The 23048-nt window shown below is 72.9% G+C and carries 22 protein-coding genes, 2 pseudogenes and 1 riboswitch; of the genes and pseudogenes, 11 read left to right on the forward strand and 13 right to left on the reverse strand.

Annotation, left to right across the window (positions count from 1 at the left end; all coding sequences use genetic code 11):
- Positions 1-105: 105 nt before the first annotated feature.
- Positions 106-618, reverse strand: a complete 513-nt coding sequence (gene msrA, locus ABT070_RS07955) for a peptide-methionine (S)-S-oxide reductase MsrA (RefSeq protein WP_351756285.1) — start codon at positions 616-618, stop codon at positions 106-108.
- A 210-nt stretch (positions 619-828) separates the two neighbouring features.
- Here msrA and ABT070_RS07960 point away from each other — a divergent pair, with 210 nt between their 5' ends.
- The 4 genes and pseudogenes from ABT070_RS07960 to ABT070_RS46250 all read left to right on the forward strand — a co-directional run.
- The gene (locus ABT070_RS07960; RefSeq protein WP_351756288.1) at positions 829-1419 is read left to right on the forward strand and encodes a PadR family transcriptional regulator; all 591 of its coding nucleotides are present in this window, start codon (positions 829-831) and stop codon (positions 1417-1419) included.
- A complete protein-coding gene (locus ABT070_RS07965; protein ID WP_351756291.1) occupies positions 1416-2396 on the forward strand; it encodes an NADPH:quinone reductase in 981 nt (326 codons plus the stop codon). Before ABT070_RS07960 ends, ABT070_RS07965 begins: the two co-directional genes overlap by 4 nt.
- A 354-nt stretch (positions 2397-2750) precedes the next feature.
- Positions 2751-3173: pseudogene (locus ABT070_RS07970) on the forward strand (MMPL family transporter); the annotation flags it as partial.
- 59 nt (positions 3174-3232) lie between these two features.
- Positions 3233-3331, forward strand: a pseudogene (locus ABT070_RS46250) (DNA-binding response regulator); the annotation flags it as partial.
- Between the two features lie 117 nt (positions 3332-3448).
- Here the strand turns inward: ABT070_RS46250 and solA are convergent.
- From solA to ABT070_RS07990, 4 genes are all read right to left on the reverse strand, one after another.
- Entirely contained in the window at positions 3449-4537 is a 1089-nt protein-coding gene (gene solA, locus ABT070_RS07975) for an N-methyl-L-tryptophan oxidase (protein ID WP_351756294.1), read from the reverse strand.
- Positions 4538-4888: 351 nt separating this feature from the next.
- Positions 4889-5650: a CbtA family protein gene (locus tag ABT070_RS07980; protein ID WP_351756295.1), complete on the reverse strand. Its 762-nt coding sequence runs from the start codon at positions 5648-5650 to the stop codon at positions 4889-4891.
- 24 nt (positions 5651-5674) lie between these two features.
- Entirely contained in the window at positions 5675-5896 is a 222-nt protein-coding gene (locus ABT070_RS07985) for a CbtB domain-containing protein (RefSeq protein ID WP_307166805.1), read from the reverse strand.
- Positions 5897-5931: 35 nt separating this feature from the next.
- A riboswitch (cobalamin riboswitch) is annotated at positions 5932-6085 on the reverse strand.
- Between the two features lie 70 nt (positions 6086-6155).
- Positions 6156-7232, reverse strand: coding sequence for an enoyl-CoA hydratase/isomerase family protein (locus ABT070_RS07990; RefSeq protein ID WP_351756297.1), 1077 nt, complete (start codon positions 7230-7232; stop codon positions 6156-6158).
- A gap of 399 nt (positions 7233-7631) precedes the next feature.
- Here ABT070_RS07990 and ABT070_RS07995 point away from each other — a divergent pair, with 399 nt between their 5' ends.
- From ABT070_RS07995 to tgmB, 7 genes are all read left to right on the forward strand, one after another.
- Complete coding sequence (locus tag ABT070_RS07995) at positions 7632-8825, forward strand: hypothetical protein (RefSeq protein WP_351756300.1); 1194 nt, start codon at positions 7632-7634, stop codon at positions 8823-8825.
- Positions 8826-8937: 112 nt separating this feature from the next.
- The gene (locus ABT070_RS08000) at positions 8938-9498 is read left to right on the forward strand and encodes a (2Fe-2S)-binding protein (RefSeq protein ID WP_351756303.1); all 561 of its coding nucleotides are present in this window, start codon (positions 8938-8940) and stop codon (positions 9496-9498) included.
- Positions 9499-9549: 51 nt separating this feature from the next.
- On the forward strand, positions 9550-10545 hold the full coding sequence (locus ABT070_RS08005) for an FAD binding domain-containing protein (protein WP_351756305.1): 996 nt from the start codon (positions 9550-9552) through the stop codon (positions 10543-10545).
- Entirely contained in the window at positions 10542-12656 is a 2115-nt protein-coding gene (locus tag ABT070_RS08010; protein ID WP_351756307.1) for a xanthine dehydrogenase family protein molybdopterin-binding subunit, read from the forward strand. The genes ABT070_RS08005 and ABT070_RS08010 overlap by 4 nt, the downstream gene beginning before the upstream one ends.
- A gap of 164 nt (positions 12657-12820) precedes the next feature.
- Positions 12821-13108 (forward strand): DUF1232 domain-containing protein, encoded by a 288-nt coding sequence (locus ABT070_RS08015; protein ID WP_351756309.1) that lies wholly within the window; start codon positions 12821-12823, stop codon positions 13106-13108.
- 222 nt (positions 13109-13330) lie between these two features.
- A complete protein-coding gene (gene tgmA / locus ABT070_RS08020) occupies positions 13331-13522 on the forward strand; it encodes a putative ATP-grasp-modified RiPP (RefSeq protein WP_020129087.1) in 192 nt (63 codons plus the stop codon).
- A 16-nt stretch (positions 13523-13538) separates the two neighbouring features.
- Positions 13539-14525, forward strand: coding sequence for an ATP-grasp ribosomal peptide maturase (tgmB, locus tag ABT070_RS08025; protein WP_351756312.1), 987 nt, complete (start codon positions 13539-13541; stop codon positions 14523-14525).
- A gap of 65 nt (positions 14526-14590) precedes the next feature.
- Here tgmB and ABT070_RS08030 read toward each other — a convergent pair whose 3' ends face one another.
- The 8 genes from ABT070_RS08030 to ABT070_RS08065 form a co-directional block, all read right to left on the reverse strand.
- A complete protein-coding gene (locus tag ABT070_RS08030) occupies positions 14591-14911 on the reverse strand; it encodes a DUF5133 domain-containing protein (protein WP_502990159.1) in 321 nt (106 codons plus the stop codon).
- Between the two features lie 30 nt (positions 14912-14941).
- Entirely contained in the window at positions 14942-16711 is a 1770-nt protein-coding gene (locus tag ABT070_RS08035; RefSeq protein WP_351756318.1) for an ABC transporter ATP-binding protein, read from the reverse strand.
- A gap of 26 nt (positions 16712-16737) precedes the next feature.
- Complete coding sequence (locus tag ABT070_RS08040) at positions 16738-17598, reverse strand: aldo/keto reductase (protein ID WP_351756320.1); 861 nt, start codon at positions 17596-17598, stop codon at positions 16738-16740.
- 169 nt (positions 17599-17767) lie between these two features.
- Entirely contained in the window at positions 17768-19045 is a 1278-nt protein-coding gene (locus tag ABT070_RS08045; RefSeq protein ID WP_351756323.1) for an ABC transporter substrate-binding protein, read from the reverse strand.
- Positions 19042-20154, reverse strand: a complete 1113-nt coding sequence (locus tag ABT070_RS08050) for a branched-chain amino acid ABC transporter permease (RefSeq protein ID WP_351756325.1) — start codon at positions 20152-20154, stop codon at positions 19042-19044. Before ABT070_RS08050 ends, ABT070_RS08045 begins: the two co-directional genes overlap by 4 nt.
- Complete coding sequence (locus ABT070_RS08055; RefSeq protein ID WP_351756328.1) at positions 20147-21043, reverse strand: branched-chain amino acid ABC transporter permease; 897 nt, start codon at positions 21041-21043, stop codon at positions 20147-20149. Before ABT070_RS08055 ends, ABT070_RS08050 begins: the two co-directional genes overlap by 8 nt.
- A complete protein-coding gene (locus tag ABT070_RS08060) occupies positions 21040-21990 on the reverse strand; it encodes an ABC transporter ATP-binding protein (protein WP_351756330.1) in 951 nt (316 codons plus the stop codon). Before ABT070_RS08060 ends, ABT070_RS08055 begins: the two co-directional genes overlap by 4 nt.
- The gene (locus tag ABT070_RS08065) at positions 21987-22769 is read right to left on the reverse strand and encodes an ABC transporter ATP-binding protein (RefSeq protein WP_351756333.1); all 783 of its coding nucleotides are present in this window, start codon (positions 22767-22769) and stop codon (positions 21987-21989) included. The genes ABT070_RS08060 and ABT070_RS08065 overlap by 4 nt, the downstream gene beginning before the upstream one ends.
- Between the last annotated feature and the right edge of the window lie 279 nt (positions 22770-23048).

Consider the following 23048-nt stretch of genomic DNA (forward strand, 5'->3'; position numbering starts at 1 on the left):
TGCCCCCTGGACGCCGAACGGCAGGCCCCGGACTGTGTCCGGAGCCTGCCGGGCTGCCGTACCGGCACAGGACGACGCCTCTGCCGGTGCCGACGGCGGGGTGGTTCAGCCCTGGGTGCGGGCCGCGAGCCGCCAGCCGGGGCGGGGGAAGTGGCAGGTGTAGCCCTCGGGGTAACGCTCCAGGTAGTCCTGGTGCTCGGGCTCGGCCTCCCAGAAGGGGCCCACCGGCTCGACCTCGGTGACGGCCTTGCCCGGCCACAGTCCGGAGGCGTCCACGTCCGCGATGGTGTCCTCGGCGATCCGCTTCTGCTCGTCGTCCACGTAGTAGATCGCCGAGCGGTAGCTGAGGCCGATGTCGTTGCCCTGGCGGTTCTTGGTGCTCGGGTCGTGGATCTGGAAGAAGAACTCCAGGAGCGTGCGGAAGTCGGTCTTCTCGGGGTCGTAGAGGATCTCGATGGCCTCCGCGTGCGTGCCGTGGTTGCGGTACGTGGCGTTCGCTACGTCACCCCCGGAGTATCCGACCCGGGTCTCCGTCACACCCGGGAGCTTGCGGATCAAGTCCTGCATCCCCCAGAAGCATCCGCCCGCAAGTACGGCCCTCTGTGTCTGCGCTGCCATCTCAGCACCTTCCGTATCTCTCGCCTCGGCCACGTGCGCTGCTCGCTCGCACACCGTCGACGTCCCAGCCTCTGTGGATACAACAGCACGTGAGGGGCCTGAACAATTCCGTGCGGAGCCTCCGCGGCCGTAGTGGGTTTCCATGGGGAGGCGCAGTACATCGATTCGATGCGCATATCGAATCGATGTGAACCATGAGACGATGGCCCCATGCTGGAACTCGCGATACTGGGCTTCCTCGCCGAAGGCCCCCTCCCGGGTCATGAGCTGCGTCGCAAGGTCTCCCAGCTGATCGGGTACACGCGACCCGTCAGCGACGGCAGCCTCTATCCGGCCATCAACCGGCTCGCGAAAGCGGGACTCCTGGTGCGTCGGGCGGACCCCCGGGCCGGCGCCGGCCGCTTCCTGCTCAGCCTGACCGGGGCCGGACACGCCGACATGCTGGAGCGCCTGCGCACACCGGCAGACCACGAGATCACCGACTTCACCCGCTTCTTCACCCTCCTGGCCTTCCTGTCCAAGCTCCCCGACGTGGCGGAACAGCACGCCGTGCTGCGGCGCCGTCTGGCCTTCCTGGAGGAACCGGCGAGCTTCTTCCACGACGGCGGGAAACCGCTGCGCGCCGAAGAGGTCGACGATCCGTACCGGCGCGGCGTACTGCTCACCGCCCGCGCCGTCAGCCGCACCGAGCGTGCCTGGCTGCGGGAGGTCCTCGGCGAGGAGCCGCTCGAGAGCGGTCCCGCCTCCCCCGGCGACTCCGCCCGCCCCGGCGCCCGAACGACTACGGGAGATTCCACATGATCGCGTCCTGGTACGACGGACAGGGACCGGCCGCCGACGTCCTGCGGGGAGGCGAGCTGCCCGACCCCCGGCCCGGCCCCGGCGAGGTCCGCGTCCGCGTGACCGTCTCCGGCGTCAACCCGGGCGACACCAAGAAGCGGGGTGGCTGGCTCGGCTCCTCGATGCCCTACCCCCGGGTGATCCCGCACAGTGACGCCGCCGGAGTCGTCGACGCCGTCGGAAGCGGGGTCGACGCCCGCCGCGTGGGGCAGCGGGTCTGGGTGTACGGCGCCCAGTCCTACCGGGCCTTCGGGACCGCCGCCCAGTACACCGTCGTACCCGATCAGCAGGCCGTCCCCCTGCCCGACCATCTCGGCGACGAACTGGGCGCGAGTCTGGGCATCCCCGGTATCACCGCACACCGCGCCGTCTTCGCCGACGGGCCGGTCGACGGGAGGATCGTGCTGGTGCACGGGGTGCTCGGCGGCGTCGGTTCGCTGGCCGCCCAGCTCGCCCACTGGGGCGGCGCCACCGTCATCGGCACGGTACGGCGCGGCGGTGACCTGGACCGGGTCGACCCGGCCGTCGTCCCGCACACCGTCGCCCTGGACTGCGGCGACCCCGCCTCGGCGATCCGCGCCCACGCGCCCGACGGTGTGCACCGGGTCGTCGAGGTGTCCCTGTCGGCCAACGCGGACCTGGACAACGCGGTCACCGCGCTCGACGCCGTCGTCGCCGCCTACGGAACCCATGCCGACCGCACCGAACTGCCTTTCTGGCCCCTGCTGTTCCACAACGTCACCCTGCGCCTGTTGGGCAGCGACGACTTCCCGGCCGCGGCGAAGCGGCAGGCCGCCCGCGATCTCACGGCGGCGGCCGCGGTCGGTGCCCTCACCGTCGACATCGGAGACCGCTTCCCGCTGGCGGACATCGCCGAGGCGCACGACCGGGTGGACGCGGGCGGTCGCGGCCGGGTGCTGGTCACCGTCCCCGGCTGACCGGAGCGGCAGCGGTCCTGCGGAACATCCGTGCCGAGGAAGGCAATCCGTACCGCGGAAGGCACCACCGCCGCGGTAGGTGCCGGTACCGCCGTAGGTGCCGGTCAGGCACTAGTACTGCGGTACCGGTCGCCGCGCGCGGATTCGGTCCCGCAGGAGGCGGGAACGGCGAAAACCCGCCCCTAGCTTGAGATCGAGGGCCGATCGGGCCCCCTCGCAGGTAACGATCTCTTCTTCCGGTGGGAGTAATCCGTGGCCACCTTCCTCTATCGACTGGGACGGCTCGCCTTCCGGCGACGACGCATCGTCCTGATGCTGTGGATCGCCGTGCCGGCCGCCGTCGGTATCGGCGCCATGAGTTCCACCGGCTCCACCTCGGACAGCTTCACGCTGCCCGGCACCCAGTCCCAGAAAGCCATCGACCTGCTGGACAAGGAGTTCCCGCAGGCCTCCGCCGCCGGCGCCACCGCCCGGGTCGTCTTCGAGGCCCCCGCCGGCCGGAAGCTGAACTCCGGGGCCGACAGGTCCGAGATCGAGTCCCTGCTCGCCGAGTTGAGGACCGCGCCGCAGGTGGCCGGCGTCTCCGACCCGTTCTCCGCCGGCCTGGTCAGCAAGGACGGCGGCATCGCCTACACGCAGGTGACCTACGAGGTCGCCAAGTCCGACGTCGGCGGTGCCGCGCACGACGCCCTGCACAAGGTCGCCGAGGAGGGCGAGAAGGCCGGACCGACGGTCAGCATGGGCGGTGACGCCGTCGAGGACAAGGCGGCGAGCAAGGCGGCCGAGCTCATCGGTCTCGCGGTGGCCGCGGTCGCCCTGGTGATCACCTTCGGTTCAAATCCCACATCGGCCGGATCCTCACCAAGATCGACGCCCGCGACCGCGTGCAGGCCGTGATCTTCGCCTACGACACCGGACTCGTACGGCCGGCGTGATCCGCTGCGGATCACCCGCCCGGACCGCCCGGCGGAACCCGGCACAGGGCCGCCGGCCTCGCCGACGTCAGCGGTGGCGGCGCGACCCTCTCCGGCCGCGCCGCTCGCTCCCCGGACCTACGCCGTGCGTCCCAGGCGGAAGCGGGGATGCGGCTCGGCGCGGCCGGTGGCGAGGTCGGCCGCCATCGCGCCGATGAGCGGCGCGAACTTCGCGCCGTGTCCGGAGCACGGGGAGACGACGACGAGCGGGCCGTGGCGGTCCAGCACGAAGTCCTCGTCCGGGGTGGTCGTGTAGAGGCAGGTCGCCTCGGCGACCGGGTCGGGCTCGAGACCCGGGAGGCGGTCGCGGACGAAGCCGCTCACCCGGGTCCGCGACGAGGGATCCACGACCTTGCTGCGGGTGCGGGCGGTGGCCGGGGTACCGCGGTCGTGCTCGGCGACCTTGACCGCCGGGAACGGGCCCCCGTCGCTCCCGGACGGCAGGCCGTAGAGGTGCAGCTCCCCGTCCCAGATCAGGGTCGGCCACATGACGGACGGGTCCCGCTGCCGGAAGTGGAAGACCTGCTGCTGGGTCACCCGCAGCGGTGGCAGGGCGACGGGCAGTCCGAGCTCGGGCAGCCACGCGCCGGCCGCGACCACCACCGTGTCGGCGACGATCTCGCGGCCGTCGTCGGTGTGCAGCCGCGCCTTCCCGCTCCCCCGGACGTCGATGCCGGTGACGCGGGTGCCGATGATCGCCCGCGCCCCGTGCTCGATCGCCCGCCGTACGCAGGCCCCGACGGTCTCGTCGGCGTGGACCACGCCCGCGTCGGGGTGGTGGAGCACCGGACCGGTGATGCGGATGTACGGCCAGCGCTCCGCGGCGGCTTCCGCGCCGAGGAGTTCGTGCGGCACTCCGGCCGCGGCGAGGAGACCGGCGATCACCTTCGGGTCGTGGTCCTCGCCCATGTCGAGCCCACCGGTCGTGCGCAGCAAGGGGGTCGAGCTGTCGTCCTCCAGCTCCCGCCACTGCTCGTACGCCTGTCCGGTCAGCCGTACGTAGAAGGGGTCGGCGTACGCCCTCCGGAAGATCCGTGAGCTCCCGTGCGAGCTGCCGTGCCGGTGGCCGACGTCGTACGCCTCGACGAGCGTGACCTCGTGGCCCCTGCGGGCCAGTTGCCAGGCGGTGGCCGCGCCCATGAGTCCGGCGCCGACTACGGCGATCACAGTCCCTCCCCGGGGATCCGGCCGGTGCCCACGAGCGGAACGCGGGCCATGCCGGCGGACTCGATCGTACGGGCGACCGGGTCCTCGGATGTCAGGAGGACCGGGACCCCCGACGCGACGGGGTCGGCGGCGAGCGGCGCGAACCGGCGGGGAGTGACGGCGAGGCCGGGGGCGGCTGCCGTGTACCGGCGGGAGTGACGGCGGGGCCGGAGGCAGTTGCCGTGTACCGGCGGCCGGTCGGATGTTCGTCCCGGCAGTTTCACCGGCCGCCGGTCCGGCGGGCTCGCGAACGCGGGAGGGCCCCCGGAACGGTTCCGTGGGCCCTCTCGTCGGGTCGTGATGCCGGTCAGGTCACTGCGGGGCGGCCACCGGCGTGCCCGCGGTCACCGTGGCGGGCTTGGGGTGCAGCAGCCGTTCGGCCAGTTCGCCGAAGACGAGGCCGAAGCCCGCCCAGAGCGTGAGCTGCATGGCGAGGGCGGACAGGCGGAACCGCCACAGCAGGGTCGCGGGGAAGTCGCTCGGCACCTCGTTGACGGTCGGCAGGAACTCGTAGGCCAGCCCGATGACGAGCACGAAGCCGAGGACGGCTGCGACGGTGGCGTTCCAGGTGCCCAGCCTCGGTGCGAGCCGCTTGCCCAGGATCACCGCGGCGACCGCGAGCAGCACGCCGAGCACCATCATCAGGAAGTACAGGGTGGTCCGCTTGCCGATGGTGTCGCCGTCGCCGACCGCGGGCGGATTGGCCGGGTACTTCAGGAACGGCACGACGTACACGGCGAGCAGGGCGGTCCCCGACAGCAGAAGGGCCGTGGCCCGCGGGGTGAACCGGCCGACGCGGCCGAGGGCGAAGCAGAAGGCGAGGGCGGCGATGCCGCCGAAGGCCACCCCGTAGATCAGCACGCCGGTGGCGAGGCCGGCGGTGGACTGGAGGCTGCGGGAGACGAGTTCCACCTCGTGGTGCTCGTGGCCCGCGGCATGGGACTCCTCGAAGCCGATCGCGCTGTCGACGTTCGGCTCACCGAGGAAGTAGGCGACGATCAGGGCGAGCACGCCGGCGCCGAGGCCGGCGAGCATGCCCCGCACGAGCAGGTTTCTTACCGTTGCGGAGTTCATGGGTGTGCTGGGGTTCCCCTCGGGTCAGTGGCAGGGGAAGCCGAGCAGGTGGCGGGCGTCGTGCACCCACTCGTGAACGTCCTCGCCGGAGACGACGGCGGTCGCGCCTTGCTCCGCGCCGACGAAGTAGAGCAGGACCAGCATCAGGACGCCGAAGAAGACGGCCCAGGGGGCGATGTCCTTCAGCGGCAACTTGGCGGGTACGACGGGCGTGCTGGTAGTCGGCTGGGCGACATGCTGCGCCATGGCAAGACCTCCTCTGGGAGTTCGCGTCCCATCTCGGTGGTGCACATGACGACGGCCACGGGTCTGACTCGCGGTGCGCCCCTTCGGGGTACACCGTCCACAGTGGCGCGACCGTGCCGGATTCTCACCGGCTTCCGTCTCGCCGTCGTCAAATATCAGAGCGACGGTACCGCGTGTCGGGCCGCTGGCCAATACCGCCCCACCTGGCGTGATTGCCCTCTCCACGGCCAAGTGGCCCGGATCACCGCCCCGGTTGCGGTCACCGGGCCGCCTCCGTGGCCATATCGGGCCCGGGAAGCCGGAGTTCACGCTCGCCGAGCGGGGTGAAGAAACGCTCCACATCGGCCGCCGTGACCTCGGCGAGAGTGGCCGGCGACCAACGCGGGTCGCGGTCCTTGTCGATGACCTGGGCCCTGATGCCCTCGACCAGGTCGGGCGTGGTCAGGGCCGCGCAGGAGACGCGGTACTCCTGCTCCAGCACCCGCTCCAGCACGCCGAGCCGCCCGGCGCGGCGCACGGCGGCCAGGGTGACCTTGAGCGCGGTGGGCGACTTGGCCAGCAGGGTCTCCGCGGTCTCCTTCGCCGCCGGGTCGCCGTGGGCGAACAGCCGTCGGACGATCTCCTCGACGGTGTCGGCCGCGCAGCAGCTGTCGATCCACGCCCGGTGGCCCGCCAGCTCCCCGGCCGGCAAGGGCCGTACATGACGGTCCAGGGCTGCCTGGACGGGCAGACCGGAGAGGTCGTCGACGAACCGACGGAGCGACACGGACGGTACGTAGTGGTCGGCGAGCCCGCACAGCACCGCGTCCCCGGCGCCGATCCGGGCGCCCGTCAGGGCGAGATGGGTGCCCAGTGCGCCCGGGGCGCGGGCGAGCAGGTGAGTGCCGCCGACGTCCGGCACGAAACCGATGCCGGTCTCGGGCATCGCGATCCTCGACCGCTCGGTGACCACCCGGACACCGCCGTGCGCGGAGACGCCGACCCCGCCGCCCATCACGATGCCGTCCATCACGGCGACGTAGGGCTTGGGGTAGCGGGCGATGCGGGCGTTGAGGCGGTACTCGTCGCGCCAGAAGGCGGCCGAGGCGGCGCCGTCGGCGTCGCGGGCGTCGTCGTGGACGGCGCGGATGTCGCCGCCCGCGCACAGCCCGCGCTCCCCCGCCCCGGAGATGACGACGGTCTCGACGGCCGGGTCGCGCTCCCACGCGCTCAGCGCGTCGTCGATCCGGCGCACCATCGTGTGGTTGAGGGCGTTGATGGCCCTCGGCCGGTTGAGCGTGATGTGGGCGGCTCGGCCGGCGGTGTGCAGCAGGACGGGATCCTCGATGTCGCTCATACGACGATCTTCTCCATGCCGTGCTCCCTGAGGAAGCCCCGGCCCCCCGTGGGGGGAACATGCGCGGACAGGGCCCGCCCCGACGCGGATGGTGGGCGAGCCCTGTCCACCGGCTCCGATTCTCGGTTCCCGGAGGCCGGCGGGCCCATGAGTGCGGGGTCACCGGCCGTGGTGAACGGCGCACACCCCGTACGAGTGGCGCGCACCCCCGCACCGGCCGGCGGCCGACGGACCGGATCCGGACGCGTGACCTGTGTCGCGCCGGGGAAGGTGCATCCCGGCGGGGGCGCCTCCCGGCGTCCGCGCCGCCGACCCGCTTGATCGCGCACCGCCCGTGGCGAGTGATACTGGCCTTCGCACGTCGTCGCCACGTCGTCACCCGCCCTCACGAATGGACTCATGCTCATCGCCGCGACCGTTCCGCCCACGACGCCCTCCACGGTGTGGCAGACCCGTGGCCGTCACACCGGCCCCACCGCTCCGGACGTCCTGCGCAAGCACCTTCAGGCACTCAAGGACGCCGGGACCGTCCAGGACTTCACGGAGCTGCCCGACGCCGACACCCCCGAGGGGGAGACGGCCTTCGAGGCCCGGTGGCCGGTCGCGGAAGAGGTGACTGTCCGTGCCCGGCTGAGGCTCGCCGAGTGGTCGGGTCCGGGCCAGGAGTGGACGCTGACGGCGGAGGCGGAGCGGCCGTGGGACCAGCGGTGGCCGTCGCCCGCCGGGATGTTCTGGTCCTGGGAGGCGGACGCCCCGTGGGGCAACGAGACCGTCACCGGTGAGCGGTTCCTCACCACCAACCCGCTTCCGGCGGACGAGAAGGAGCTGCGGCGCACGCTCCGGGGCGCCCTGCGGGACACCTGGACCGTCCATCTCGTCGTGCACGAGGCCATGACGCCCGACGAGCGCGGCCGGCGGTCGCTGGTCCCGCTGCTGCCGCCCGGCCTGCACCACCGGGTCATCGAGCACCGCGCGGCCCCGCACCAGCTGCGCACCGTGAACTGGGCCCTCAAGGAGTCCGGGGTGGAGGTGCCGCGCGGCGGGGCGCTGGTGCTGCCCGGCGTGCCCGCTCCGGCCGACTACGACCCCGCCGACCACTCGGTGCGCAGCGTTTTCCTGGACGGTACGCATCCCACCGAGCTGCTGGACGCGGTAAGGCGCTTCGCGGCGCTGCCCAGGCCGCTGCCGGAGGGCGCCGACGCAGCGCTCACCGCGCTGCGGGAGGAGTGGCAGCTGCTGACCCCGGAGGAGGAGCTGGCGCGGGAGCGCAAGCTCGTGGTGATGTACAAGGAGGCCCTGGAGGCGATGACGGAGTCCCGGGACCTGTACCGGGAGGCCGCCGAGCACGCCCACGAGGCGCTGGCCGCGTACCGTGAGGCGGCCGCCGAGGCCGGGGAGCCGCGGTCGGCTCCGGCCAGGAAGAGCGGCTCGCCGTTCCTGCAGCTGGGCCGGACCCTGGAGCGGTTCAAGGAGACGACCAAGGGCCTGCGCCCGGTGACGTCGGCCGCTCCGGCGGACCGGGTCGAGTCGCCGCAACAGGACCACGGCACCGGCGCCACGGGCGCAGACGGGTCCGAGGCGACCGACCGGTAGGCGGCCGGCCGGCGGCCGTGGACGAATTGCCTCGTACCGGGACGTGTCACACGCCTCACTCTGGATACGCGGTCCCCACGGCACCACGGACCGCCCCGGAAGGGACCAGGACATGGGCAGCGAGCACGGCCCCCGGTCATCGCCCCACCGATCCGACACGACGCTGCGCGTCAACGGCAAGCCGCACACCCTCACCGTCGACCACCGGCGCGTCCTGCTGGACGTGCTGCGGGAGGATCTGGACCTCACCGGAGCGAAGAAGGGCTGCGACCACGGTCAGTGCGGCGCGTGCACGGTCCTCGTCGACGGGCGGCGCGTCAACAGCTGTCTGCTGCTCGCCGTCGCCCTGGACGGCAGCGACATCACGACCGTCGAGGGCCTGTCCGGCGACGGTGAGGAGCCGCATCCGCTCCAGCGGGCCTTCCTGGACCGCGACGCCTTCCAGTGCGGGTACTGCACGCCCGGCCAGATCTGTTCGGCGGTCGGCGCGCTCGCCGAGGCGGAGTCGGGCCACCCCTCGCACGTCACGGACCCGGCGACCCCTTCCGGACGGCCCGTGGCGCTGGACCGGGACGAGATCCGCGAGCGGCTCAGCGGCAATCTCTGCCGCTGCGGCGCGTATCCGCGCATCGTCGACGCCGTCGAGGACGTGACCGGGGCGGGCAGCACATGACCGGGCCGGCGGCTCAAGGGCACGACCGGGGCAACCAGAGGACGTGATCCGGTGGACACCTTCGCCTACGTACGGGCCGGCAGTCTCGCGGAGGCCGCCGAGGCCTTCGCCGCGCATCCCGGCGCACGCTATCTGGGCGGCGGCACCAACCTCGTCGACCTGATGAAGCTCGGTGTGGAACGGCCGACCGCCCTCGTCGACGTCACCCGGCTCCCGCTGAACGAGGTGACGGAGCTGCCGGACGGATCGCTGCGGATCGGCGCCCTGGTGCGCAACAGCGACCTGGCGGCGCATCCACGGGTGCGCGAGCGCTACCCCGTGCTCTCCCAGGCGGTGCTCGCGGGCGCCTCGGGGCAGCTGCGCAACGCCGCCACGACCGGCGGGAACCTGCTCCAGCGCACCCGTTGCCCCTACTTCCAGGACGTCTCCAAGCCGTGCAACAAGCGGGAACCGGGCAGCGGCTGCGCCGCCCGGGACGGCGTGCACCGCGACCACGCGGTGCTCGGGCACTCCGCGCACTGCATCGCCACCCACCCGTCGGACATGGCCGTGGCCCTGGCCGCGCTGGACGCCGAGGTCGAGCTGTACGGCACGGCAGGGGTGCGCCGGGTGGCGGCGGCCGGGTTCCACCGGCTGCCCGGGGAGGAACCGGAGCGGGACACCGTGATCGAACCCGGTGAACTCGTCACCGCCGTCCTGCTGCCGGCCGCCGCGGCCGGGCTGCCGTCCGCGTACCGCAAGGCGCGCGACCGGGCCTCGTACGCCTTCGCGCTCGCCTCCGTCGCGGTGGTCCTGGAGGTCGCCGACGGCGTCGTCGCGCGGGTGGGGATCGCCTTCGGGGCGCTCGCCCACCGCCCGTGGCGGGCCCGGCGGGCCGAGGCGGCGCTGCTGGGCGCCGCTCCCACCCGGGCGGCCTTCGAACGCGCGGCCGAGCTGGAGCTGTCCGAGGCCCGGCCGCTGCGTGACAACGCGCACAAGGTGCCGCTGGCCCGCAACCTCGCCGTCGACGTCCTGACGCGGCTCGTACCGCACGAGGAGGACTCATGACCGCCGTGGGCGCTCCCGCCGAGCGCAGGGAGGGCCGGGAGAAGGTCACCGGAACCGCCCGCTACGCCGCCGAACAGCCCCTTCCCGGGAGGCTGTTCGCCCGCCCCGTCCTCGCGACGATCGTGCGGGGCCGGGTGACCGACGTCGACGACACCGCGGCGCTGGCGCTGCCCGGCGTCGTCACCGTGCTCACCCATCGCAACGCGCCCCGCCTCGCCGCACAGGACGACGCCACCCTCGCCGTGCTCCAGGGTCCCGAGGTGCCGAACCGGGGCTGGTTCGTCGCCCTGGTGGTGGCCGACAGCCCGGAGGCGGCCCGGGCCGGCGCCGCCGCCGTGCGGGTCGCCTGCGCCGAGGAGGCGTACGACGTCACGCTCACCGCCGCGCACCCGCAGGCGTACGTCCCCGAGAAGGTCGGGGGCGTCTTTCCGGGCCTGCGGGAACTGGGCGATCCCGACGGCGCGTTCGCCGACGCGGACGTGCGGGTCGACGTCGGCTACCGGGTGCCGCCCCTGCACAACCACCCCATGGAGCCGCACGCCAGCACCGCGCACTGGGACGGTGAACGGCTCACGGTGTACACCTCCAGCCAGGGCACCACGGCGGTGCGCGCCGTGCTCTGCAAGATGTTCGGGCTGGCGAACGAACGGGTCACGGTGCTCGCCGAACATGTCGGCGGCGGCTTCGGGTCCAAGGGCATGCCCCGGCCTGACGTGGTCCTGGCCTCGATGGCCGCATGGCACACCGGGCGCCCGGTCACCGTGGTCCTCCCCCGCCGCGTGCTGCCCACCTCCGTCGGCCACCGGGCGTCCACCCTGCACCGGCTGCGTCTGGGCGCAGACTCCGAGGGCCGGCTGACGTCGCTCGTGCACGAGGTGACCACGTACACGTCCCGGATCAAGGAGTTCGTCGAGTACGCGGGCATCCCGGCGCGCGTCATGTACGCCGCACCGCATCTGCGCAGCCTGCACCGCGTGGTCCGGCTCGACGTGCCGACGCCGTCGTGGATGCGGGCGCCCGGGGAGGCGCCCGGCATGTACGCCCTGGAGTCGGCCATGGACGAGCTGGCCGAGGCGCTCGGGACGGACCCGGTCGAGCTGCGGATCCGCAACGAGCCGGACGCCGAGCCGGACAGCGGCAAGCCGTTCAGCAGCCGGCACCTCGTGGAGTGTCTGCGGGAGGGCGCCCGCCGGTTCGGGTGGTCCGACCGGGATCCCCGCCCCCGCACGCGCTCCGCCGGCCCGCTGCTGCTCGGGACGGGCGTGGCCGCCGCCACCTACCCGGCGCAGGTGTATCCGTCGAGGGCGGCGGTACGTGCCCTGCCGGACGGGTCCTTCCTCGTCGAGGTGAACGCCGCGGACATCGGCACCGGCGCCCGTACGGTCCTCGCGCAGGTCGCGGCGGACGCCCTGGAGGTGCCCCTGGAGCGGGTGCGGATCCGGGTGGGCTGCAGTGATCTGCCGACGGCCCCGCTGGCGGGCGGTTCCTCGGGTACCGCCTCCTGGGGCTGGGCGGTGCACGAGGCCTGTGCACGGCTCGCCGCCCGGCTGGCCGGACGTCAGGACCCGTTGCCCGAAGAGGGGTTGGCGGTGAGCGCCGACACCAAGGGGGCGGCCGACGCCGAAAGCCCCTTCGCGCGGCACGCGTTCGGGGCGCACTTCGCGGAGGTCTCCGTGGACACGGTGACCGGAGAGGTGCGGGTGCGCCGGCTGCTCGGCGTGTACGCGGCGGGACGCATCCTCAACCCCCGCACCGCGCGCTCCCAGTTCGTCGGCGGGATGACCATGGGCCTGGGCATGGCGCTGACCGAGGGCAGCACCCTGGACGCCGCCTTCGGCGACTTCACCGAGTCGGATCTCGCGGCCTATCACGTGCCCGCGCACGCCGACGTGCCGGACATCGAGGCGCACTGGATCGACGAGGACGATCCGCATCTCAATCCCCTGGGCGGAAAGGGGATCGGCGAGATCGGGATCGTGGGCACGGCGGCCGCCATCGGCAACGCCGTGCACCACGCCACGGGCGTCCGCTTCCGCGAACCGCCGCTCACCCCCGACCGGGTGCTGACGGGCCTGCTGGAGTCGCCCCGGCACCCGGCTCCGACCGGCTGATCACCCGCTGGGCGGACGTCCGCCCGGGTGCCGGGGCCCACGGGCGTGGCCGCCGTGCGTGTGCGTCCGATGCGGTAATCCCGCCGGAAAGGGGAATCCGGAAACCGAAGGCGGGGAAACCGAGTAAGGACAGACGCCGCGCGACGGACCACAAGGGAGGGCCAGTGGATGCGCCAACCACGCTCGTCGTCATCGCGGTGCTGGCGGCCGTGGCCGTGTTCGCCGTGGCCGCGACCGTGCTCGTGCGTCTGGTCCGGGCCCGACGGGGCCTGAGGCGGGCAGGGCTTCCCACCGGGCCGCGCTGGGTGTTCTGGGGGGCGGTCCTGTACTTCGTGCTTCCCACCGACGTACTGCCGGACCCCGTCTACCTCGACGACATCGGTGTCCTCCTGCTGGCCCTGCGTTCCCTGCGCCGCACCCCCGACGACGCTCCCGGGCGCCTGCCCGACTGACCGTCCGGGAAGAGGTTTTCACCCCCGCTCGACCCGATCTCCCCTGCTCCGCGCCCTGTTCGGTGCCCGACCGCGCGATGATCACGGAGAGTAAGGAAACCAACCACCCGTTCGATTCGTATAAGTGACTGAAGGACGCACCTATCCAGCACCAGCAGCGGGCCCGAGTGACGTCGCACAGCGGCACCGCTTGATCGAAGCAGTACCGACGAGGGAGAGACGATGCAACCGTTCACGCTCAACTACGCACGCCCAGCGGCCGAGTTGGAGTTCAGCACTCCGTACGCCTATGACCCCGGAATGCAGTTGAACGTAACTCTCGACGGCCGGATCGCCGCTCGCGACCACGCCCTCCTGAGAGAACTCGGGACCACGACCTCGACGGCGGGCTCCAAGACCCACTTCGACGACTGAACACGGGCCGACGAAAATGACCGTGCTCATCCTTACCTGTGAAGAGGACGTCACGGCGGACATGGTGGTCGTGCACCTGAACGCCGCGGGCGTCCCCGTCGTCCGGCTGGACCCGGCCGACCTCACCCACTCCGTCGCGCTCTCCGGCGAGTACGTGCACGGTGCCTTCCGGGGCCACCTGTCGTCCGCCGGACGGCTGGTGAGCCTCGAGGGGCTGCGATCGGTATGGGTCCGGCGGCCCGGCACGGCCGCGGCCCGGGCCGCCCAGCCGTCCGCGTGGCTCACGGAGGAGGCCTCGCAGGCGCTGTACGGCATGCTCCGCGGTACCGGGGCGCGCTGGATGAACCACCCGGACGCGTCCCGGCGCGCCCGGCACAAGCCCTGGCAGCTGCGGCTCGCGCAGCTCAGCGGGCTGCCCGTACCGGCCACGATCGTCACAACGTTCCCGCAGGCGGCCCGCGAGTTCGCGGACCGCTACCCGGATCTGGTGGTCAAGCCGGTGTCCGGGGCGCATCCGCAGGATCCGCCCCGTGCGGTGCCCACCACCCGGGTCCCGCCGGGCGCGGACTTCGCCGCCGTCGCCTACGGTCCGACGCTGCTCCAGCGCCGGGTGGCCAAGCGGGCCGACATACGGCTGACCGCCGTCGGCGACCGCATCCTGGCCGCCCGCAAGGAGACGGTCCCCGGCGGCGACCCCGATGTGGTGGACGTGCGCTACTCGCCCTCCACCGCACCGTGGCGTCCCGCCGACGTCCCCCCGCGCCTCGCCGAGGCCGTGCGCAGGTATCTGCGGGAGGCGGAACTGGCCTACGGCGCCTTCGACTTCGCGGAGGACGCCGACGGGACGTGGTGGTTCCTCGAATGCAACCAGTCGGGCCAGTTCGGCTTCGTGGAGGTGGACACCGGGCAGCCGATCGCCCGCACCATCGCGGAGTGGCTGGCCGGTGACCCCCCGGAACACGATGCCCGGCAGGCCGACCGGTGCGGCTCCACCGCCTCATGAGACGTCCGGGCGCGGCGGGCGCCGCTGGGGCACACCGCCGCGCCGGGTCCGGCTCCTGGCCGCCCTCAGACGGCCAGGGACAGTCCGCTCTCCGGGTCCTGCGCGGGCACGACCGCAGCGGACTCGAGCAGGGCGTCCGCCGCGGCGACCGCCTCCCGCACGTCGGGCGTGTCCATCAGCACACACAAGGTGTACGTCACGTCCTGTAGTTCACGAGCCGTCTGCGGCCTGTCCCACTCCGCCTGAGCGATCCTCAGCGTCGCGTACCTGGTCAGCAACGTCCTGGCGACCTTAGGGTCCGGAACGATCACGAGCGCCCCTCTCTCCTGTTTGCGCTGCGTGTGCCCGGACCTGGGCGAATCATGCACGGCAGACGGAAATGTCACCCGCCGGGGTCATGATCCGGCCACCTGCGCTCAGGCGACCTGCCCGCTGTGCAGCTCCGTGTACGCACCGCCCCGGCGCAGGAGTTCGTCGTGCGTGCCGGTCTCCAGGATCCGGCCCTCCCCCATCACCACGATCCGGTCCGCGCCGCGCACGGTGGACAGCCGGTGCGCCACCACGAAGGTCGTGCGGCCGCGCAGCAGCCGGGCGAGGGCCTGCTGGACGAGCGCCTCGGAACGGGTGTCCAGCGCGGACGTCGCCTCGTCCAGGACCAGCACCTTCGGGTCCCGGATCAGGGCGCGGGCGATGGCCAGCCGCTGCTTCTGCCCGCCCGACAGCCGTGCCCCGCGTTCACCGACGAGGGTGTGCAGACCGTCCGGGAGCCGTTCGACGAACTCCAGCGCGTTGGCGTCGCGCAGGGCCGCGCGGACCGTCTCCTCGTCGGCCTCGTCCTCCATGCCGTAGGCGACGTTCTCGCGGATCGTGCCGTCGAAGAGGATCGACTCCTGCGGCACCACCGACACGAACCGCCGGTAGGTGCGCAGGTCGAGGGTGTTCATGTCGGTCCCGTCGAGCAGCACCCGGCCCGAGGTCGGCCGGATGAAGCCGATGACGAGGCTGAGCACCGTGGACTTGCCCGCGCCGGACGCCCCCACGAGGGCGACCGTCTCCCCCGGAGTGACCGAGAGGGAGAAGTCGCGCACCGCCGGGCTGCCGCTGTCGTAGGCGTAGCCGACGTCCTCGAAGGTCACGGAGCCGTGTACCGAGGTGAGTTCGGACCTGCCCTCGTTGTCCTCCAGTTCGGGTGCCTGGAGGACCTCGCCGACCGAACGCACCGACTCCAGGCCCTTGGTGATGACCGGGGCCAGGCCGGTCAGGGTGGTGGTGGAGTTGGTGAGGGTGGTCAGGAAGGCGCTCAGCATCACGACGTCACCGGCGGTGACGCCCCAGACGCCGTAGTACGAGATCAGCGCGGCGCCGGTGAGGACGAGCACGCCGATCACGTTGAGCAGCACCCAGGCCAGTGAGCCGAAGCGGCCGTTGAGCAGGTCGAGGCGCATCCCGGAGGTCAGCAGGCGGCTCAGGGTGCCGTCCATACGGCGCAGCGCCTTGCCCTCGAGCCCGTGGGCGCGGGTGACCGGGATCAGGCGGGTCATCTCGGTGACGCGTGAGGAGAGGGTCTCCACCTCGTGCCGGAAGTCCTCGTTGTGGCTGCGCAGCCGGGCCCTGAGCCGGTCCACGAGGACGGCGGCGACGGGCACGACGACGAGGAAGACGGGCACGAACTCGGGGGTGCGCACGGCGATGATGACGAGGCCGCCGGTGAGCACGGTCAGCGCGCCGAGCCCCTGCTCGGCGGTCTGCTGCACCATCTGCTCCACGGTCTCCACGTCCCGCACCACCTTGGCCTGGAGCACGCCGGCGCTGACCCGGGAGTGGTAGCCGATGGACAGCTGCTGCATACGGGTGCACAGCGCGGACCGCAGGCTGGTGCCCATGCGGCGGACGCTGCCGTAGAGCAGCCGTACGTAGAGGAGGTGCAGGGGGTAGTTGACCAGCAGGATGAACAGGATGACGCCGGTGCTCGTCCAGAGGGTGCCGATCGGCTGGTGCTGGACGACGGTGTCGATGATGGACGCGGTGATCAGCGGCAGCAGCCACACCGGGCTGTGCTTGACCGTGAACACACCGACCGCGCCGGCGAGGCTGCGCCGGTCGGCGCGCAGGAGGTAGGCGAGGGTGCGGATCGGGTGCTCGCCCCGGTACCGGTGATCGAGCGGTCTTTCGTACGACGACGCCATGGACGGCGGTCCTCCCGGTGGTCGTGTCAGACGGCGGCGTCCAGCTCCGCGAGTTCACCGTCGGTGAGGACGAGGTCCGTCGCGGCGAGGGAGTCGAGGACGGTCTCCGGGCGGCTGGCGCCGGGAATGGGCACCACCACCGGCGACTTGGCGAGCATCCAGGCCAGGCAGACCCGTTGCGGGCTGACCCCGTGGGCCTCGGCGACATGGGCGAACGGCGCGTAGGAGGAGCCCAGTCCACGGGCCCGGGAGATACCGCCGAGCGGGCTCCACGGCAGGAACGCGATGCCGAGCTCGTCGCACAGGCGCAGTTCGGGCTCGCTGGAGCGGAAGGCCGGGGAGAACTGGTTCTGTACGGCGACCAGGCGCCCGCCGAGGATGTCGTTCGCCTGTCCGATCTGCTCGGGGTTCGCGTTGGAGATGCCGGCGGCGCGGATCTTGCCCTCGTCCAGCAGCTCCCGCACCGCGCCGACCGACTCCGCGTAGGGGACCCGCGGGTCGGGGCGGTGGAACTGGTACAGGCCGATGGCCTCCACGCCGAGCCGGCGCAGTGACGCCTCGCAGGCCGCCTTGAGGTGTCCGGGGCTGCCGTCCAGGGTCCAGCTGCCGTCGCCGGGGCGCAGATGGCCGCCCTTGGTCGCGACCAGGACGTCCCGTCCCCGGTCGTGTCCGGCGAGGGCCTTGGCGATCAGGGTCTCGTTGTGGCCGACCTCGTCGGCGTGCACGTGGTAGGCGTCCGCGGTGTCGATCAGGGTGATGCCGGCGTCCAGCGCGGCATGGATCGTGGCGAGGGACCGGGCCTCGTCGGGTCGTCCTTCGATCGACATCGGCATGGCGCCGAGGCCGATCGCGCTGATGTCCAGGTCACCGATACGGCGGGTCTGCATGGGCTCGCGGCCTCTTTCGGATGCGGGCGGGCAGGGGTGAGTCCGGTGCACCGGAAGGTGATCGCGGTGCACCGGACGTCCTCCAGCCTGGCCCCGCCGTCGGCCGCGGGTCCAATGGAGATAAGCGAACGCATTCAGCAGCTCGGCCGCTGAATCACCGGGGTGCGGGTCAGGAGCGGCTCGCCAGGTACTCCGTCACGCCCGGCGCCCGGTGCGCCTCCTCCACGCCCACCAGGCCGCCGACCGCCTTCGCGTCCGGCTTGAGCACATAGGTCGACAGGGCGGCGGGCCGGGACACGTCGGAGAAGTCCTGCGGGGAGCCGAGTCCGGTGTCGACGCTCTTCTGCCCGCGGTGCGCCTTCACCACGTCCTCCCGGGCAAGGCTGCCGGCCGCGCAGGCCTTCTTCAGGTCGGCGCCCAGGAGTTGGGCGGCGTTGTATCCGGAGAGCACCCCGGAGTCCACCGGGGAGGCCGGGTACTTCTTCCCGTACGCGGTCACCATCTTCTGGACACCGGGCAGGTCCGAGCTGACGGCGGGCGCCGCGCTGACCACGTTCAGCAGGCCCAGCAGGGCCGGTGCCGCGGGCGTCTTCAACAGCTGCGGCGCGAAGCCGGGCGCGCTGCTGACGACGGGCACCTTCAGTCCGCGGGAGGCGGCGACCCCGACCAGGGAGGCCGTCTGGGCCGGGCCGGCACTGATCAGGACGGCCTTCACACCCGCCTTGCCCAACGCCGACACCTGAGCCGTCAGATCCGTGTCCGTCGCCTTGATCTTCTGCGGGACGATCTTCAGCCCGGCCTGCTCGGCCGCCCAGGTCGAGCCCTCCAGGGCGTTGGCGCCGTAGTCGCCCTCGAAGTACACATGGCCGATGCTGTCGCCCTTGGCGAGTCCCTTGGTGCGGGTGAGGAAGTCGACGGCCGCGAGCATGTCGACGTCGTAGGTGGTGCCCATGACCTGGACGGAGTCCTTGCCCAGCAGGGAGGCCGCCCAGGCCTGCGGGAAGGTGAGCAGATGGTCGCTCTCGATGTCGTCGAGGAGGGCGGCGACGACCGGGGATCCGATGACCTGCGGCAGCGCGACCACGTCCGGGGCGAGGTCGGCGTAGGCGGTGACCGCCTTCTGGACGTCGTAGCCGTGGTCCTTGACGACGATCTCGACCTTGCGGTCGCAGATGCCGCCGCCCGCGTTGGTCTCGTCGGCCCACATCTGCTGGGCCTGCACGATGCTCTTGCCGAGGGTGGCGTAGGGGCCGGTCAGGTCGGTGAGGGCGCCGAGTCTGATGGTCTTCGCGGTCACTCCGGGGCCGGACTTGACGCCGTCGGCGCTCTCGGAGCCGCTGTCGCCGTCCGCCTTGGAGCTGCAGCCGGTGGCCGCGACGAGCAGGGCCGCGAGCGCGGCGGCGAGGAGGGTTCCGGGGACACGGTGTCCGTGGTGCGTGCGGTTCACGGGGTGGGCTCCTTGGTTCGGACGGCGGAGGCTGGTGGACGGGTGGCGGGCGCCGGGGCCGGGGAGGCGGGGCGCAGTCGGGTGCGGACGCGGCGGGTGACACCGCGCAGTCCGTCGGGGGCGTACAGCAGGACCAGGACGATCGCCGCGCCGTAGAGGTAGCGGGCCGCCTCGGTCGGGCCCACCCCGCCGTCGGTGGTGCCGGGGGCGGTCACCAGCGGCAGCTGGTCGGCGTAACGGGTCATCAGCAGGGGCAGGGCGGTGACGAAGACGGCGCCCGCGGCTGCCCCGGCCACCGAGCCGAGACCGCCGATCACGATCATCGCCAGGTAGTCGACCGAGAGGGCCAGGCCGAAGTAGTCGGGGACGACCCGGCGGAAGGCCAGCGCGAGCAGCACCCCCGCCAGGCCCGCGTACATCGACGACACGACGAAGGCCGCCGAGCGGTGGCGGGCGATGTCGACGCCCATCACCGCGGCCGCCGTCTCGCTGTCGCGCAGGGCCGCGAGGGCGCGCCCCGGGCGTCCGCGCAGCAGACCGCGCGCGGTCCACCAGGTGCCGGCCAGCAGGGCGAGGCCGAGGAACCACAGGCGTTCCTCGGCGCCGAACGGCACGCCGAGGAGGACGAGTCCCGGGTCGTCGTCGGTGAAGGAGAACCCGCCGATGCTCAGCGGCGGCACGGAGCGGCCGTTGAACCCGCCGGTGACGGAGTCGGCGGTGAGCAGCACATGGTGGCCCAGGAAGACCAGGGCGAGCGTGGCGACGCCCAGGTAGATGCCGCGCACCCGCCCGGCGACGGGACTGAACAGTCCGCCCGCCGCCCCGGCGAGCAGCACGGCCAGGAGCGCGGCGAGCGCGGTCGGCAGTCCGGGGCCGGGTTCGCCGGCCAGCCAGGTGTAGCCGTAGGCGCCCACCGCGAGGAAGAAGGCGTGCCCCAGGGAGAGCTGGCCGGCGGTGCCGGTGAGCAGGCCGAGGCCGACGGCGCCGATGGCGGCGGCCATCGAGAACAGGCCGATGCGCAGCCAGAAGGCGTCCAGGTAGAAGGGCGGCGCGCACAGCAGGAGGGCGGCCAGGAGCACGACGGCGCCCTTGGGGATGCGTTCAGACACGAGCCGCTCCCTTCGCGCCGAACAGTCCGGTGGGCCGTACCAGCAGGACGGCCACCATCACGGCGTAGGGGGCGACGTCGCCGAACCCCTCGCCCAGCACGTGCAGTTCGGTCTGGTAGCCGGCGGCCAGGGCCTCGGTCAGGCCGATCAGCAGGCTGCCGGCCAGGGCGCCGGGCGGGGAGGTCAGGCCGCCGAGGATCGCCGCCGGAAAGGCCTTGAGGGCGATCTGGCCGGTGGTCCGTTCCAGCCCGGGGGCGGGGAACGCGGCGAGGAACACGGCGGCCAGCGCGGCCAGGGCGCCGGCCAGGCACCAGGCGAGCATGCGCACCCGGCTCAGCCGTACGCCCATCAGGGCGGCGGCCTCCGTGTCCTCCGCGGCGGCCCGCAGGGCCAGACCCCAGGACGTGAAGCGGAACAGGGCGAAGACGGCGCCGATGGCGAGCGCGGAGACGGCGATCGCGGCGAGCCGGCTGTCGGCGACGGTCACCGAGCCGAGGCGGGTCACCGAGTCGCCCCACGGGTCGCCGAGGGTCAGCAGGTCGCCGCCGATGCGCCGGGAGAGGTCGGTGAGCAGCACGATGTCCACGCCGATGGTGACGATGGTCTGCACATGGGCGGCCTGCGGGTCGGGGTCGCCGCGTTGCAGCAGCAGCCGGTCCAGGGCTCCGGCGAGCGCCGCGGTCGCCAGCACGGCCACCGCGAGGGCGCCGGCGAAACCGAGGTCGTCGTGGAGGACGGCGACGAGGTAGCCGCCGAACAGCAGCAGCGATCCGTGGGCGAAGTTGAGCACCCCCGACGCCTTGAAGATCACGACGAAGCCGAGCGCGACCAGGGCGTAGACCGAGCCGAGCGCGAGCCCGGTGAGGATGCTGTCGAGGAGGGCGGTCATACGGGGTCCCCTTCGGAGTGGGTTTCCTCTTCGAGGGCGGTGCCCTGTGCGGGGGTGGTGTCGGTGGCGTCCTGTGCGGGAGCGGTGTGCTCCGCCGGGTTGTCCTCCCCTGGGTCGTCCTCGCCCGGGGTGTCCTCGCCCGGGGTGCCGAGGTAGGCCCGCAGTACTTCGGGATGGCGGCGGACCTCGTCGGGGGTGCCGTGGGCGATGCACCGGCCGAAGTCGAGCACCGTGACCTCGTCGGCGAGCCGCATCACGAGGCCCATGTCGTGCTCCACCAGCAGCACGGACAGGCCGAGTTCGGCGCGGACGGTGTCGATCACCTCGGCCGTCCGGGCGCGCTCGGCGCCGTTCATGCCGGCCACGGGCTCGTCGAGCAGCAGGACGCGCGGTTCGAGACAGAGGGCCCGGGCGAGTTCCACGCGTTTGCGGTCGCCGTACGACAGCAGGGCGACGGGCGTCTCGAAGCGGGCGGCCAGCCCGGTGAGTTCGGCGATCTCCCGGGCCCGCGCGAGGTGGGCGCGCTGTTCGCGCACCGCTCGGGGCAGACGCAGGGCGGTCGCGGCGAAGCCCGCGCGGGAGAGGACGTGCCGGCCGAGCATGAGGTTGTCGGCGACGGTGCCCTCGGTGGTGACGATGTTCTGGAAGGTGCGGGCCACCCCGAGGGCGGCGATCCGGTGGGGCGCGAGTCCGGTGAGTGACGCGTCGCCGAGCCGGACCTGCCCGGACGACGGGCGGTACAGGCCCGACAGGACGTTGAAGCAGGTGGACTTCCCGGCGCCGTTGGGGCCGATCAGGGCGTGCACGGAACCCGGGGCGACGGTGAACGAGACCGCGTCCAGGGCGGTCAGGCCGGCGAACCGCACGGTCACGTCCCGGACCCGCAGTTCCGGGGGTGCTGCCGCGAGCCGGCCCGGGGCGGTACCGGTGGTGGGGCGCAGGCTCACGCGGCCCCCTGGTCGCCGGCGTCGTCACCGAGGTAGAGGCGCCGTACCGCGTCCGTGCGCGCGAGGTCGTCGGCCGGACCGGACAGCCGGACCTCGCCCACTTCCAGGACGTACGCGTGGTCGGCGAGGGACAGCGCCATGCCCGCGTTCTGTTCGACCAGCAGGACGGCCGTGCCCTGGGCGTTGATCTCGCGGATCACCTCGGCGATCCGGAACACCATGCGCGGGGCCAGGCCGAGGGAGGGCTCGTCGAGCAGGAGCAGCCGTGGTGCGGCCATCAGCGCCCGGCCGATGGCGAGCATCTGCTGTTCTCCCCCGGACAGCAGACCGGCCGCCTGCCGGCCGCGTTCGGCGAGCACGGGGAACAGCGTGTACACACGGTCGCGGGCCTCCCGGACCTGTTCGGGCGCCCGCCGGCCGAGGCCGAGGCCACCGGTGCGCAGGTTCTCCTCCACGGTCAGACCCGCGAAGACCCGGCGGCCCTCGGGGACCTGGACGACGCCGGCCCGTACCGCCGCCACCGGGTCACGGCCGTCCAGGACCGTGTCCGCGTAGCGGATGAGGCCGGCCGTGACGGTGCCGCGGTGCAGGCGCAGGGTGCCCGACACCGCCCGCAGCAGCGTGGACTTGCCGGCGCCGTTGGCGCCCAGCAGCGCCACGACCGCGCCGTGCGGGACGGTCAGGGACACGGAGCGCAGGGCTGACAAGGCCCGCCCGTACGTCACGTCGAGACCCTCGACGTGCAGCGCGGGCCGCTCCTGCGGGGGTACTGCGGGCATCGCGGCTCCTCGGATCCGTGCCGGCGGGCACGGAGTTTCGGGGGATGGGGAGCTCACGACAGCACGACGGAGGAGGGGCGGTACAGGCGCGGACGCGGGGTCGCTGCGCCACCCCAACGGGAGGTCGGCGGGGTTGTGCGGGTGCCCAGGGGGACGGGCCGCGGGTGCCCGTACGAGGTGGGGCGGGAGTGCCCTGGGGGTGGAGAGTGACGCAGGAGGGCCGAGGTGCCGCCGGCGCGGAGGCCGGGAGCGAGCAGGGTGCCGCCGCGTGCTGCGGCG

This window comes from Streptomyces sp. NPDC002884, from assembly GCF_040295245.1.
In the GTDB taxonomy this organism is placed as follows: domain Bacteria; phylum Actinomycetota; class Actinomycetes; order Streptomycetales; family Streptomycetaceae; genus Streptomyces.

Excerpts from the sequence above, each read along its gene's own strand:
- ABT070_RS07985 (WP_307166805.1), bottom strand. The coding sequence starts at position 5,896 with ATGGCGCAGCATGTCGCCCAGCCGACTACCAGCACGCCCGTCGTACCC.
- ABT070_RS07995 (WP_351756300.1), top strand. The coding sequence starts at position 7,632 with ATGCTCATCGCCGCGACCGTTCCGCCCACGACGCCCTCCACGGTGTGG.
- ABT070_RS07990 (WP_351756297.1), bottom strand. The coding sequence starts at position 7,232 with ATGAGCGACATCGAGGATCCCGTCCTGCTGCACACCGCCGGCCGAGCC.
- ABT070_RS07980 (WP_351756295.1), bottom strand. The coding sequence starts at position 5,650 with ATGAACTCCGCAACGGTAAGAAACCTGCTCGTGCGGGGCATGCTCGCC.
- tgmB (WP_351756312.1), top strand. The coding sequence starts at position 13,539 with ATGACCGTGCTCATCCTTACCTGTGAAGAGGACGTCACGGCGGACATG.
- ABT070_RS08010 (WP_351756307.1), top strand. The coding sequence starts at position 10,542 with ATGACCGCCGTGGGCGCTCCCGCCGAGCGCAGGGAGGGCCGGGAGAAG.
- ABT070_RS08065 (WP_351756333.1), bottom strand. The coding sequence starts at position 22,769 with ATGCCCGCAGTACCCCCGCAGGAGCGGCCCGCGCTGCACGTCGAGGGT.
- ABT070_RS08000 (WP_351756303.1), top strand. The coding sequence starts at position 8,938 with ATGGGCAGCGAGCACGGCCCCCGGTCATCGCCCCACCGATCCGACACG.
- ABT070_RS07965 (WP_351756291.1), top strand. The coding sequence starts at position 1,416 with ATGATCGCGTCCTGGTACGACGGACAGGGACCGGCCGCCGACGTCCTG.
- ABT070_RS07960 (WP_351756288.1), top strand. The coding sequence starts at position 829 with ATGCTGGAACTCGCGATACTGGGCTTCCTCGCCGAAGGCCCCCTCCCG.
- msrA (WP_351756285.1), bottom strand. The coding sequence starts at position 618 with ATGGCAGCGCAGACACAGAGGGCCGTACTTGCGGGCGGATGCTTCTGG.
- ABT070_RS08055 (WP_351756328.1), bottom strand. The coding sequence starts at position 21,043 with ATGACCGCCCTCCTCGACAGCATCCTCACCGGGCTCGCGCTCGGCTCG.
- ABT070_RS08035 (WP_351756318.1), bottom strand. The coding sequence starts at position 16,711 with ATGGCGTCGTCGTACGAAAGACCGCTCGATCACCGGTACCGGGGCGAG.
- tgmA (WP_020129087.1), top strand. The coding sequence starts at position 13,331 with ATGCAACCGTTCACGCTCAACTACGCACGCCCAGCGGCCGAGTTGGAG.
- ABT070_RS08040 (WP_351756320.1), bottom strand. The coding sequence starts at position 17,598 with ATGCAGACCCGCCGTATCGGTGACCTGGACATCAGCGCGATCGGCCTC.